The organism is Salinicoccus halitifaciens, from assembly GCF_021026095.1.
GTDB lineage: Bacteria > Bacillota > Bacilli > Staphylococcales > Salinicoccaceae > Lacicoccus > Lacicoccus halitifaciens.
In genome coordinates this window covers 120,015-133,119 of the sequence record NZ_JAJNCU010000004.1, presented here as the reverse complement: position 1 = coordinate 133,119, position 13,105 = coordinate 120,015, and the positions used below count along the sequence as shown (strand labels likewise).

Below are 13,105 nucleotides of genomic sequence, written 5' to 3'. Positions count from 1 at the left end.
AAAAAGATGGCCCGGCAATGGGATTGCCGGGTCATCTTTTGTTTTCCAGAAACTCTGTGACCAGCTCATCCGTCTCTTCTGCATCCCTGCCGACCCAGATTATATGGCCCCAGGATTCAGTGACGATCAAAGTGCTGTCCGGGATATTGTCATGGGCAAAATATGCATGCTCCAAAGGGACGGAAGCATCATTCCTGCTGTGGATGATGAGGGCAGGGCACCGGATTTCCTGCAGATCAGCCGCAGTGATTTCTTTCGTGGCGGCCAGGTCGATCAAAAAACCTTGACCCGAAGACTGCCTGTTGTTCATCAGGCGGATTTCTTCGATGTCGTTATCCGACATTTCATCAAGAATCTCTTTATTTGAAAGTGTACTGAATGAAGGCGCCATAAATCTGAAGACGGTTTTCGGGAAAAGGTTGTTCATCGTTGATAAAAGCCGCCATGTCACTTTCTCGACCGGTGAACGGAAAGCGACCCGGGCTATTTTATATAAACTGTCATCGGGGCGCAGCCATTCCTGTGTGACTGCACTTTGCAAAATTAAGCTTTTGATTCTTCCGGGGTATTTTGAAGCCAGATAAATGCCGGACGTGCCTCCTGCAGAAATCGCAATCAGATGGACTTTGTCAATCGACAGATGGTTCAGCAACCCAATATAATATTCGGCAGTTTCTGCAAGGGAATCTCCGATGCCCTTGGAAGTTTTCCCATAACCTGGCCTTGAAGGTATGAGGACTGTATATCCCCCGTCGACCAGCATTTTAACGCCGAATGTTTCATTGCTGTTGGAGTGGCCGCCATGCAGCAGTAAAACCGTCTCCTCCCCGTCACCAGTGACCGAGTACTCCATAATATGGTGATTAAGCTGAAAAGTGCCGGTGATTCTATCCAAATAAATCCCCCCTTTATGTAAAATCATCTTGGTTTATTATTCCCCGTTTGGCTAAGTGATAACACATTAATTTCACTCACGGTGAAATTTTGATTGATTTTTTATTTGGCATCGTATATGATTTAGTTGACAGAAGATTTAGTCATTACATATCAAAACAAGGAGTGGGATGGGATGTCATTGATGGAATTGAAACCTGGAGTAAAAGAGTTTTTGGAGCAGGAGAAGGGGCTGTATATCAACGGGGAGTATGTGCCTTCGGAGAGCGGCAATACGTTCGAAGTCAAAAACCCGGCGACCGAAGAAGTGATCGCGACTGTCAGTGAAGCGACTGAAAAAGACATCGACAAGGCGGTGCGTGCCGCAAAAGAGGCGTTCGACAATGGGGAATGGACGAAGATGGATGCGGCGTCAAGGTCTGAACTGATCTATAAGTTCGCCGACCTGCTTGAGGCGCACCGGGAAGAACTTGCGCAGCTGGAAGCACTGGATAACGGAAAGAAATATATGCAGGCACTGGAAGATGATGTGGACGGCACGGTCACCCATTTCAGATATTATGCAGGATGGGCGACGAAGATCTTCGGCAAGACGACGAACGTCGACCCGAATTATGTGACGTACACCGTACATGAGCCGGTCGGCGTCGTGGCGCAGATCGTGCCGTGGAACTATCCGCTTCTGATGGCCGCATGGAAGATGGGCGCAGCGCTTGCTGCAGGCTGTACGATTGTGCTGAAGCCTGCCGAGGATACGCCGTTATCCATCCTTTATGCAGCGAAACTCTTCAAAGAAGCGGGCTTCCCCGACGGTGTGGTCAACATCGTACCGGGCCAGGGTTCGGTCGCGGGCCACTCGCTCGTCACCCATAAGGACGTATCGAAAGTGGCGTTCACAGGATCGACGAACACCGGCCGTGAAATCATGAAGCATGCCGCTGAAGACATCAAGTCCATCACGTTGGAGCTCGGCGGAAAATCACCGGCGATCGTACTGGCAGATGCCGATCTTGATTCAGGGCTTGACGGGATCTTCGACGGAACGATGTACAACTCCGGCCAGAACTGCAGTGCGACGACAAGGGTATATGTGCAGCGGGGAATCTATGATAAGGTGGTCGAGGAGCTGAAGAAGCGGGCGGAGGATCTGGTCGTTGGCGACGGTCTCGACGAAAACACCGATATCGGCCCGTTGATCTCAGAGAAGCAGATGAATAAAGTCCTTGGATATATCGAGGAGGGCAGAGAAGCCGGCGCGAAAGTGATCACCGGCGGCAGCCGCATCGGAGATAAGGGGTATTTTGTCGAGCCGACGATATTCACGGATGTCACCGATGATATGGCGATCGCGAGGGAAGAGATATTCGGACCAGTAATGTGCGTCATGCCGTTCGATGATATTGATGAAGCGATCAAAAGGGCGAATGACAGTGACTACGGCCTTGCTTCAAGCGTCTGGACCGAGAACATCAAAGACGGCCACTATATCGCATCGAAACTGGAAGCCGGCACAGTATGGATCAACGATTTCGGACTCGAGCTCGAGACCATGCCGTTCGGCGGCTACAAGCAATCCGGCATCGGCCGCGATATGGGCGGGGACTACGGCATCGCAAACTATGTGGAAGTGAAGAGTGTGTTCGTCAATATGCACAGATCATAAGCAAATGAGGTCAGGACATGAGTGAGACACTGGGAAGTGAACTGAAGAAATTAAGAAAAGGCAGGAAGATGACGTTGAAGGAGCTGAGCGCCGAAAGCGGGTTGTCCATCAGCTTCTTATCCCAGGTCGAACGCGACTTGAGGACACTGACTTTCACATCATTGAAAAAAATATCAGAAGCACTCGACGTCAATGTCAATTTCTTCTTTGATGATAACCAGAAAGACCCGGTGGACACCGCGTCACTGAACGGCAATTTTTCATACGAGGACTTGTCCGGGGATATAGAGAATCCTTTATTCACCCCGGCACTCGTGGAATTGAAGGCGGGGGAGACACAGCACTCGCCATATACCCACAGGGGGCAGGAATTCATCTATGTGCTCAGCGGGACACTGCAGGTCATCATTCAGGGCGAGCAGACTGTCCTGGGACCGGGCGACTCGATCCACATCGACTCAAAAGTGGAGCACGAGTGGTATAACGATAGCGACGAACCGGCGAAGATCCTCCTCGTATCTTCCAATGTGACATGAAAGGGGCTGGGACATAAATCCCGGCTGAAACCAAATGTCCCCGGATTAAAATGTGAATTTTAATCCGGGGACATTCTTATATATAAATATAAGACAAAACAAAGACACTCTCTTATAATGTAAGTAACCACACAAACAAAAAAGAGGTGCCTTATGTATAAAGATTATAACATGAACCAGATCACAATTCCATAGGATATCGAAGTGATGATTCCAGAAGATGACATCGCCGTAGCGGTGAATGACATGGTGGAAAGCATCCCGGATGCGGCATTCGAAGGATTCGAGCATCACTTCGGCGCGTCCTCCCATCACCCAAGAATGATGATGAAGATCATCCTGTGCGGGTACACCCGGTCCGTGTACTCCGGCCGTAAAATCGCAGCCGAACTCACTGACAGTCTGCGGATGATGTGGCTTGCGCAAAATCAGAAACCCTCCTATCGCACCATCAACCGGTTCAGGGTCCATCCTCATATGAGCGTGCTCATCGAAGAGGCTTTCATCCAATTCAGGGGCCAGCTGCAGGCCAATGATTTGATTGATGCGGATGCGATTTTCATCGACGGCACGAAACTGGAAGCCAATGCCAACAAGTACACATTCGTCTTCAGGAAGAGCGTGGAGAAACATCAGGAGAAGCTGCGGGCGCAATCAAAACTGATGTATGACACGATGTACGAAGCACAGATCCTCCCGGCACTGCTTGAAGAATCGGAGGACCTGGTTACAGCCGAGCATCTGAACACCATGCATCAGGCATTGGAAACAGTGGAGAATGATTTGACAGAGGCGATTGAGGCGACTGAAGATGTGCCGGACAGAAAGGCCATCCGGTCGGAACGGTCAATCATTCGAGAAACCAAAAAGAAATGCGCGGACCTGCGGGACCGCGAGCTGAAATATACCCAGCAGTTGGAGATTCTCGGCGAACGGAACAGCTACTCGAAAACCGACCCGGATGCGACCTTCATGCGCATGAAGGAAGACCACATGCGCAACGGGCAGCTGAAAGCCGGCTACAACCTGCAGGTCGCAAGTAACAATCAGTTCGTTTTAGGATTTGATCTTTATCCGAATCCAACAGATACCCGGACATTGAAACTGTTCCTGCATACGATGATGGAGACGTTTCATCACCTGCCGGAAAAGATCGTCGCCGATGCCGGCTATGGCAGCGAGGCCAACTATGAAATGATCATGGATGACTATGAACGGACGGCGCTCATTCCCTACAACACGTACTACAGGGAGCAGAAGAAAAAACACCGGACGGATGAGATGCACCCTGCCAACTGGGCATATGACGCTGAAAATGATCTGTACATTTGTCCGGACGGGCGGGAGATCCGGTTTGACCGGTACGCTGATCGGACAGACAAATACGGTTACACCCGGTCATTCAAAATGTATGCATCCGCAGACTGCAGCGGATGCCCGTTGTATGAAAAGTGCATCCAGAGCGATCAACAAATCAACAAACGGATCCAAAAGAATATGAACCTGGAGTATTTCAAAGCCCAGGCCCGACGCACGCTTTCAATGAAAGAGAACCGGACAATCTATCAGCAGAGGAAGATAGATATTGAAACGGTTTTCGGCAATTTGAAGGCGAATTTGGCGTTCAAACGCTTCTCGGTCCGGGGTGCACGCAAGGTCAAAATCGAAACCGGGCTTGCGTTACTCGCCTTGAACCTGCGGAAATTCCGGCAGATTCAGGCGGACCGTCTGCAGAAATATGGAAAAAGTGGCGATTCATCCGAATTAATCGATGAATCGCCACTTTTCTTAGTTTTCAAAGGGCTTTATGTCCCAGCCCCTTTTATTTTGATTTGAGAGGAGTCTGGATGGGAGTGCCAGGTTCGGACGGCGGCCGCTGTATTTCAGGCTCTGTCCGGATATTGGTCCCGGATTCGGACAGCGGTCGTCGGACTTCACGTTCTGTCCGGATATTGGTGCTGGATCCAGACAGCGGTCTCTGCACATCAGGTTCCGTCTGGATATTGGTCCCGGATTCAGACGGTCCTCTCCGTACTTACGGCTCTGTCTGGATATTGGTGCTGGATCCAGACAGCGGTCTCTGCGCATCAGGGTCCGTCCGGATTTTGCTTTTGAATCCAGACAGCGGTCTCTGCGCATCAGGGTCCGTCCGGATTTTGCTCTTGAATCCAGATGGCGGTCGCTGTGCATCAAGTTCTGTCCGGAGTTCAGTCACGAATCCAGACAGCGGTCTCCAGACCTCAGATTCCGTCCGGATTTCAATCCCGCATCTGGGCGGGCACCTCACTATTTCAAATCCTGTCCGGACTGACTCCAATACGGTCTCTCATCATTTCGCGAGCCAGTAGAGCTGGAGTTTTTCCCGGCCTGCATCCAGGTCTTCATGGAATTTCACCTTGGCGTTTTTACGTTCTTCGTTGATCTTCCTCAAAGTGTCTTCAGATGCTGCCTCATCTCCCAGAATCCGGTGGGCGGCCATCTCTCCCTGGAGCATCGCGACTTTGGCGTTTTCAATGCCGGTGATGTTGCCGGCGACATAAAGGCCCTCGATTTCGGTCTCCATCTTCTCGCTGTGGAGGGGCACGTACCCGCCGAGGGACTCAAGGTATACATGCTTCAGATTGAACAGCGAAGTAATTTCATTGACCGGCGAGAGGCCGTCGGAAATACAGACAAAGTCACAGACAATCTCTTGCTCCGTCCCTTCAATCACGCTGCCGTCGGCTCTCGTCTTAATGGTGGTGACGGACTCGACCTGATCCGTCCCATTGATGCGGACGACTCTTTCCTTGATGGAGATCGGGAGGCCGAGCGTCCTCACCCCGCCAGAAGGGAAGAAATTCAGCACAGGACCGTGCAGCAGCGTGAGTCTTCGGCCGACGCCGCCTGCGAAAGCTAAAAATTTCGAAGGGGCAGACCGGCTGAGGCCCATCAGCGTTTCCAACGCATCTTTCGGTGTTGCCGTATTGATGTCATTTGCCGCAGGCAGGCATATCTTCTTCACTTCCACATCTGCATAGCCGAGCTCCATGGCGATCACCATGGAGAGGGGATTGATGCCGATGATGACCCCGGCTTCGCCGGGTGCGACCCGGTGGAAATTGGTGAGCACCTGGGCCGCCCCGACGGTCATGACCCCGGGCAGTTCCCATCCGGGCAGCGGGGAGGAGTTTTCTTTGGAACCGGTCGCGGCGACGAGGCACCGGGCCGTGAAATTGCCTTTATCCGTATATATGGTGAATAAAGACCCCTCCCGCTCGGCATTGTAGACGGAGGTGCCGAGGCTGAATTCGACTTTACCCTCAAGCCCGCCATACAGTTCATCGGCGATTTCCATGCCGTTCCACCAGTTTCCCCTGGATTCCTCGTAGAGCTGGCCGAGCAGCCGGCCGCCGTGGTGGTAATATTCGTCGATGACGAGCACGCGCTTATCATCCTTCAATACACCTGCGGCGCTGAGCCCTGCAGGCCCGGCGCCTATGATGATCACATCATAATCCATCGTCTCCGCCTCCTTTGACGAGATGCGGCAGGGCGCCCTGCCGCCTGATTTCCATGTCCTTACGGACAGGGGTCAGGCAGGCGCGCACATTTTGCGCACCATCAACGGTCACCCTGCATTCGGAGCAGTGGCCGATGTTGCAGTACAGGCCCCGCGGGGCCCCATCCCTTTCATGGTGACGGAGTGTCCGCACATCATTGGCGAGGAGGGCGGCTGTGATACTTTCGCCTTCCGCCCCGTAGTAAGTCTCCCCGTTCCATTTAAAAGGCACAATCTTATTTTTTCTCGGACCGAGGATTTTATGGTCCAGTATCCTTCTAGTCATCATGCGCACCTCCTGCCAGCGTTTCAAAAGAAATCGTGCGGATCGGCGGCTGCGACCTCAAATGGATGAAATCGGGTCCGCTGTCTGTCTCATCCATCATTTTATTGATCAGGTGCCCGCATGTCCTGCCGTTGCAGAATCCCATACCGGCCCGTGTCTTCAATTTCATCTCCCTGGCATTGTTCACGCCTCTTTCCATTTCCTTCATCATCTCGGCATATGTGACATTTTCACATCTGCACACGACGAAATCCCCGTTATTGTCCATGACCTTCACCTCAAATGATTTATCTTAACAAGTAATAAGAAATAAACGTGCCAGTCACAGTTTGAATTTCTTGATCTTCGAGTATAATGTCGGGCGGCTGATGCCGAGCACCGCAGCGGATTTTTCGATGTTATGATCATTGTTTTCAATGACCTGCCGGATATAATCCGCTTCAAGCCTGTCGACATACTCTTTCAATTCGACATCACCGGCAGGGACGGTGTAGGCCGTGAGGTTCCGGCTCTGTCCGACTTCCTGCAGGTATTGATGGAAGATATCGTTATCAAGGGTGCCGCCGTTCGAGAATATCACTAGCCGTTCGACGACATTGATGAGCTCGCGTGCATTGCCCGGCCATTCATATTCCCTGATCTGCCGGAGCAGTTCCTGGTCTGCATACATGAGGTCGGTATTGTACTTCTCGGACAGCTGGAACAGATAATAATAGAACAGTGATTCAATATCGTCCGGCCTCTCTCTGAGCGGCGGGATGTGGATGTTGATGACATTGATCCGGTAGAGCAGGTCGGAACGGAAGTTGTCGGAAGACAGCAGTTCGGTGATCCTCTTATTGGTGGCGGACACCAGCCTGAAGTTCGTCGTCATCTCCTTCTTCCCGCCCAGTTTGAAATATTTCCTTTCCTGCAGTATGCGCAGGAATTTCACCTGCATCTCGAGCGGCATCTCACCGATTTCATCAAGGAATAAAGTCCCGTCCTCCGCAAGCTCGATTTTACCCTTGTTGCCTTCTTTGCTTGCGCCGGTGAAGGCGCCCCTGTCATAGCCGAACAGTTCCGACTCGAACAATTCATTCGGAATCGCACCGCAGTTGAGCGGGATCATATCGCCCCGGAGCCCGCTGATCTTATGTATCGCCTGGGCGAACAGCTCCTTGCCGACACCGGTTTCACCGGTGATGAGGATGTTTGCATCCGTACGCGCAGCTTTCTCGATCTGATTCTTCAAGTTTTCCATGATGGAGCTCTTATAGATGATGTTCTTGAAATGGTTGTCATTGTTCAACTGCTTGACGTTATCGCTCAAAATATCGACTTTGCTTTTGAGTGCCTCCATCTCCTTTTCCCTTTTGATCTGCGAAGTGACGTCCACTTCGGAGACGACGGCGCCGAGGACTTCCCCGTCCACAGTGACCGGTTCCGCCTTGATGTCCACATAGATGTCCGGGGTGGCCTTATGCCGCTTCTTTTCGAAAGATTTGTTATCCCGTAAAGATTCCAGTATGAGCAGCTGGTCTTCCGAGAACACTTCCTTGATGTCCTTCCCGATGACATCTTCATGCTTCAGGTTGAATATTTCGGATGCACGGTCGCTCCAGTAAATCAGTTTCTCGTCTTTATCGATGATCGTGAATGAATGGTTGTAAAAATTGATGAGGACTTCAATCATTTTCTTTTCAATCATGGGCATCTCCTTCTGTAAACTTTATTATACTGATTATAAGATTCTTTACACTTTATCACAAACGATAATAGTAACATCATGTTTAAAGCTGGCACGCTTATTTCTTATATACAGTTAAAGGAGGGAGTGGCATATTGACCAGTCATTTTGATGTAATGATCATCGGCGGCGGCATCATCGGTGCAAGCATCGCCTATTACACCGCAAAAAAAGGGTTGAATGTAGGGATGATCGAAAAGCATACGGTCGCATCAGGCACGACTTCAAAGTGCGACGGCAATGTCCTGCTGATAGATAAGGAGCCGGGCTTCGACAGCAGGATGGCAATCCAGAGCCAGGCGCTGATCAAGGAATTGTCGGAAGAGCTTGAAATGCCGTTCGAATTCAGGCATCCGGGCAGCATCTTCCTCTGTGCGAATGAAGAGGAGCTGGAGCAGGCTTATATATGGGTCGACCGGCATAATCAGGCGAACGGCGAGCAGCGGTTCTTCAACAAGCTCACAAAAGAAGATCTGAAGAATGACTCCAAACATTTTTCCGATCACCTGACGGGCGGGCTCGAGTGTACAAATGATTCGACCGTGAATCCCTACATGCTGACATTCTCGCTGATCAATGAAGCGGAAAAGTACGATTTCACTTTATATGAACATTCACCGGTCACCGATATTAAAAAGATGGATGGGGGAACGTTCAAAATATATTCCGGAGAAAAATCTTTCACCGCGAATAAAGTGATCAATGCAGGCGGCATTTACGCCCCTGAAATCAGCAGGATGCTCGATATCGATCTGCCGATCACGCCGAGGAAGGGCCATATACTGGTCGCATCACGGACGGAACTGATGGGGACACGAAAAATTCAGGAGTTTGGATATTTGATGACGAAGTTCGGGCGGGAGCGGGTCGCCCCGGAAGCGATGAATGATTACGGCATCGCCCTGGTGCATGAACCGACGGAGAGCCAGAATTTCCTGATCGGTAGCAGCCGTGAATTCACCGGCTTCGATACGAAGGTGAATCCCCGCGTCATCCGGCTGATTGCACAACGGGCGATCGAATACTTTCCGAAGATGAAGGATTTGAACATCATACGCTCCTATGCCGGACTCAGGCCGTGGACGCCCGACCATCTGCCGATCATATCCGGTACGGATATCGGAAATTATTATATTGCGGCAGGGCATGAAGGTGACGGCATCGGGCTCAGCGCCATCACCGGCAGATGGATGAGTGACATGGTCACCGGCTCGCTCACCGAAGACATCAGTCCGCTCAGCCTGTCGAGATTCAAGGAGGCAGCTTTATGAACATCCATTCAAAACAGTTTTTGACCATCGATACACATACGGGCGGCAACCCGACACGGACAGTCCTCACCGGCATGCCGGAATTGAAGGGGGAGACGATTCAGGAAAAGATGCTCGATATGAAGGAGAACCATGATCATATCCGGAAGTTCCTCGTCTACCCGCCGCGGGGTCATGATGTGATGAGCAGTACGATTGTGCTCCCTCCCTTGAAGGAGGGAACGGATTTCAGTGTGATATTCGCAGAAACCGGCGGCTATCTGCCGATGTGCGGACATGACACCATCGGCACGTGCACGGCACTCGTCGAGCTGGGTTATGTGGAAGTGACCGAGCCGTACACCACCGTCGTGCTGGATACCCCGGCCGGTGTCGTTGAAGCGGAATGCAAGGTGGCAGACGGCAAGGTCGAGGAGGTGACTTTCGTCAGCACGGACGCGTTTCATCTGAAGACCGTGTATGTCGATTACAAGGACAGGAAGGACATCAAATGCGATATCGCCTACGGCGGCAACTTCTACGGCATCATCGATGCAGCGGACCTCGGACTCAAGCTTGATGTCGATGCATCCGAGGAAATCGTCTCGGTCGCCATGGCGCTCCGGGATGCAATCAATGAGCAGCATGAAATACAGCACCCTGAATTCCCGTTCATCGACAAACTGACCCATATGGAACTGTATGAGCCGGGTGAAGTGACCAGGAATGCCGTCGTCGTGCCGCCGGGCGGCATCGACCGTTCGCCGTGCGGCACGGGGACATGCGCCAAAGTGTCGACCCTGCATAAGGACGGTGTGCTTGGACCTGATGAAGAATTCATCCATGAAAGCATCACGGGTTCACGGTTCAGGGCGAAGCTGCTCAGCACAAGGGAAGAGGCGGGCATCTCCTTCAACAGGATATCCATCACGGGTTCCGCCTGGATAATGGGCCGGCATGATTTTTATTACCACGAAGACGATCCGCTGAACGAGGGGTATCTTCTGATACCTGAAATATAAGGGGGTGGAAAAGTGATTCGGAAAGTGATCAACAGCCATGACATCCATATCAACGGACAGCTGCTCAGAATTGTGCATAAGGATGAGCTGCAAGGTACCGTTGAGGGATATGACAATGTCGACCTGCTGCTGAATGAACCGCGTGGCAGCAAATATGTAAATCTGATCATCCATGATTCTGAGCTGAATGTCGAAATGCATTCCAGCTCCGTGATCGATAACAAGGATATGCTTTTGAAGGGTTTTCTCTGTTCATTGCTTGAGCGGGGCAGCATCAATAGGGCTAAAGCGTACTATATACATGAAAAAGATGCCGAGTATATTTATGAAGATAAAGATCTCGGTCATGAAGTGATTCACGAGGTCACAGAAGATACCTATATCCATCACGTGAACGGGAAGAGGGTCGCTGTTGAAGCGGTCGATTTTGAACTGTCGGTGGAGAACATTGCTGCAGTGAAGGCGCATGTCGAGGCCATGAATGATTTTTCAGGCTATAAAGTATTGGTGCATAAAGATATGCATGCAGTCGTCAATGAAGAGAAGATGATTATCGCATATCCCGTGAGCGAAGTGGTTGCCGTCCTGAACCGGCACTTTGGCAAGAGGGAAATCAGGACATTGAATTCAAGTCTTGTAAAGGTTGAAGGGGATCGATTTCGATTCCGGCATTTTCTGATATCGAATTCTCAATTTTATATTGATGATTCTGATATATATTCGAAGGGGTTTGTCATTAGATAGATGAAAACAAGGGGGAAAGATATGAACAATATGAATGTGGAAAAGAGACTGCCCAGCGTAACGATGCTGATTGCAATCATGATTATATTCGTTGTGGTGATGTTTGGCTCAATAGTGATCCTGGAACTGCCGATCCAGCTGGCACTTCTTCTGGTCTGGTTCGTCATAATGGGGTTCGGGATTTATCTGAAGTACTCTTATTTCGAGATGGAACGCGGCCTGTTGAAGGGCATCCATGAGGGGATGGGTGCGACACTCATACTGATTGCGGTCGGGGCCCTCATCGGCTCGTGGATCGCCGGCGGTGTGGTGCCGACGATGATCTACTTCGGCCTAAGCATCATCAGCCCGGGCATATTCCTGATGGCAGCGATGATCATCTGCGCAATCACGTCACTGGCCACGGGCACATCATTCGGTTCAGCCGGCACGGCGGGGATTGCGATGATGGGCATCGGCGAAAGCTTCGGACTGCCGGTCGCGCTGGTCGCCGGTGCCGTATTGTCCGGGTGTTACGTCGGGGATAAAATGTCACCGCTGTCGGATACGACGGTGATGACGGCTTCGCTTTCGAATGTCGATGTATTCAGGCACATCAAATCGATGGCATTCGTATCGCTCCCGGCATTTATCATAGCGGCCATACTGTACTGGGTGGTCGGGATGTTCCTCATGGAAGGCGGCGGGGATCTGACGATTGCAGAAAATACGATGGCGAACCTGCAGGATACATTCAATATTTCCTGGATCATGCTCATACCGGCGGCTGTAGTCGTGGCGATGCTCATTTTCAAACTGCCATCGGTGCCGGTAATCATCTTCGGGGCGCTCCTCGGCAGCATCTGGGCAGCTTTGTTCCAGGGCTACGGCATTATCGAGGCACTTGGGACGATGTATACCGGAAGCGGTGTTTCGACGGGCATCGAGTTCATCGATAACCTGCTCGACCGCGGCGGAATCACATTCATGCTGGACGTCATACTGCTGATTATCCTTGCGCTCGGCGTCGGTGGTCTGCTGCAGACGATTGGTGCATTCAAAGTCATCGGGGATATATTCGCAAAATGGGCCACAAGCACAGGCAACTTGACGGTCACGACGATGCTTGCATCATTCTTCGGCGTATTCTTCGGCGGGGCGGCATACGTTTCACTGCTCACAGGCACCAAGATCACAGAAGAGAATTACAACAGGCAGGGCGTCAGCCGTACACTGCTGTCACGTAACGTTGAAGCCGGCGGCACAGTCACGACTCCAATGGTGCCGTGGTCCGACGGCGGGGTGTTCATGGCAGCCACACTCGGTGTCGCAACACTTGCTTATCTGCCGTTTTTCTGGTATGCATTTTTGGTCATCATCATCAGTCTGATTTACGGCTATGCAGGATTATTCATAATGAAGAAAGACAAATATGAAATGGAGAGGGATAAAGAGCATGAA

Annotated in this window: 13 protein-coding genes; 7 read left to right on the top strand and 6 right to left on the bottom strand. The window is 51.2% G+C overall.

Annotated features, from left to right (window positions below):
* Positions 1-31: 31 nt before the first annotated feature.
* Positions 32-895 carry an alpha/beta fold hydrolase gene (locus LPW40_RS09330; RefSeq protein WP_413776004.1) on the bottom strand — a complete coding sequence of 288 codons (864 nt, stop codon included), beginning with the start codon at positions 893-895 and terminating at the stop codon, positions 32-34.
* A 174-nt stretch (positions 896-1,069) separates the two neighbouring features.
* On the opposite strand from LPW40_RS09330, the gene LPW40_RS09325 reads away from it, so the two are divergent.
* From LPW40_RS09325 to LPW40_RS09315, 3 genes are all read left to right on the top strand, one after another.
* On the top strand, positions 1,070-2,557 hold the full coding sequence (locus tag LPW40_RS09325) for an aldehyde dehydrogenase family protein (protein ID WP_230821990.1): 1,488 nt from the start codon (positions 1,070-1,072) through the stop codon (positions 2,555-2,557).
* Positions 2,558-2,574: 17 nt separating this feature from the next.
* Positions 2,575-3,093, top strand: a complete 519-nt coding sequence (locus LPW40_RS09320; protein ID WP_230821989.1) for a helix-turn-helix domain-containing protein — start codon at positions 2,575-2,577, stop codon at positions 3,091-3,093.
* A gap of 207 nt (positions 3,094-3,300) precedes the next feature.
* Complete coding sequence (locus LPW40_RS09315; RefSeq protein WP_230821988.1) at positions 3,301-4,929, top strand: IS1182 family transposase; 1,629 nt, start codon at positions 3,301-3,303, stop codon at positions 4,927-4,929.
* Here LPW40_RS09315 and LPW40_RS09310 read toward each other — a convergent pair.
* The 5 genes from LPW40_RS09310 to LPW40_RS09290 form a co-directional block, all read right to left on the bottom strand.
* Positions 4,882-5,283 (bottom strand): hypothetical protein, encoded by a 402-nt coding sequence (locus tag LPW40_RS09310; RefSeq protein WP_230821987.1) that lies wholly within the window; start codon positions 5,281-5,283, stop codon positions 4,882-4,884. The two genes, LPW40_RS09315 and LPW40_RS09310, sit on opposite strands and share 48 nt — an antisense overlap.
* A 139-nt stretch (positions 5,284-5,422) precedes the next feature.
* Positions 5,423-6,595, bottom strand: a complete 1,173-nt coding sequence (locus LPW40_RS09305; protein WP_230821986.1) for an NAD(P)/FAD-dependent oxidoreductase — start codon at positions 6,593-6,595, stop codon at positions 5,423-5,425.
* Entirely contained in the window at positions 6,585-6,920 is a 336-nt protein-coding gene (locus tag LPW40_RS09300) for a (2Fe-2S)-binding protein (RefSeq protein ID WP_230821985.1), read from the bottom strand. Before LPW40_RS09300 ends, LPW40_RS09305 begins: the two co-directional genes overlap by 11 nt.
* On the bottom strand, positions 6,913-7,188 hold the full coding sequence (locus tag LPW40_RS09295; protein WP_230821984.1) for a (2Fe-2S)-binding protein: 276 nt from the start codon (positions 7,186-7,188) through the stop codon (positions 6,913-6,915). The genes LPW40_RS09300 and LPW40_RS09295 overlap by 8 nt, the downstream gene beginning before the upstream one ends.
* Positions 7,189-7,242: 54 nt before the next feature.
* Positions 7,243-8,610, bottom strand: coding sequence for a sigma-54 interaction domain-containing protein (locus LPW40_RS09290; protein ID WP_230821983.1), 1,368 nt, complete (start codon positions 8,608-8,610; stop codon positions 7,243-7,245).
* Positions 8,611-8,744: 134 nt separating this feature from the next.
* Here LPW40_RS09290 and LPW40_RS09285 point away from each other — a divergent pair, with 134 nt between their 5' ends.
* The 4 genes from LPW40_RS09285 to nhaC form a co-directional block, all read left to right on the top strand.
* Positions 8,745-9,920 carry an NAD(P)/FAD-dependent oxidoreductase gene (locus tag LPW40_RS09285; RefSeq protein WP_330166188.1) on the top strand — a complete coding sequence of 392 codons (1,176 nt, stop codon included), beginning with the start codon at positions 8,745-8,747 and terminating at the stop codon, positions 9,918-9,920.
* Positions 9,917-10,921, top strand: a complete 1,005-nt coding sequence (locus LPW40_RS09280) for a proline racemase family protein (RefSeq protein ID WP_230821982.1) — start codon at positions 9,917-9,919, stop codon at positions 10,919-10,921. Before LPW40_RS09285 ends, LPW40_RS09280 begins: the two co-directional genes overlap by 4 nt.
* A 12-nt stretch (positions 10,922-10,933) precedes the next feature.
* On the top strand, positions 10,934-11,665 hold the full coding sequence (locus tag LPW40_RS09275) for a hypothetical protein (RefSeq protein ID WP_230821981.1): 732 nt from the start codon (positions 10,934-10,936) through the stop codon (positions 11,663-11,665).
* A 30-nt stretch (positions 11,666-11,695) separates the two neighbouring features.
* Positions 11,696-13,105, top strand: a 1,410-nt coding sequence (nhaC, locus tag LPW40_RS09270; RefSeq protein WP_230822114.1) for a Na+/H+ antiporter NhaC, incomplete at its 3' end; no start/stop codon positions are given.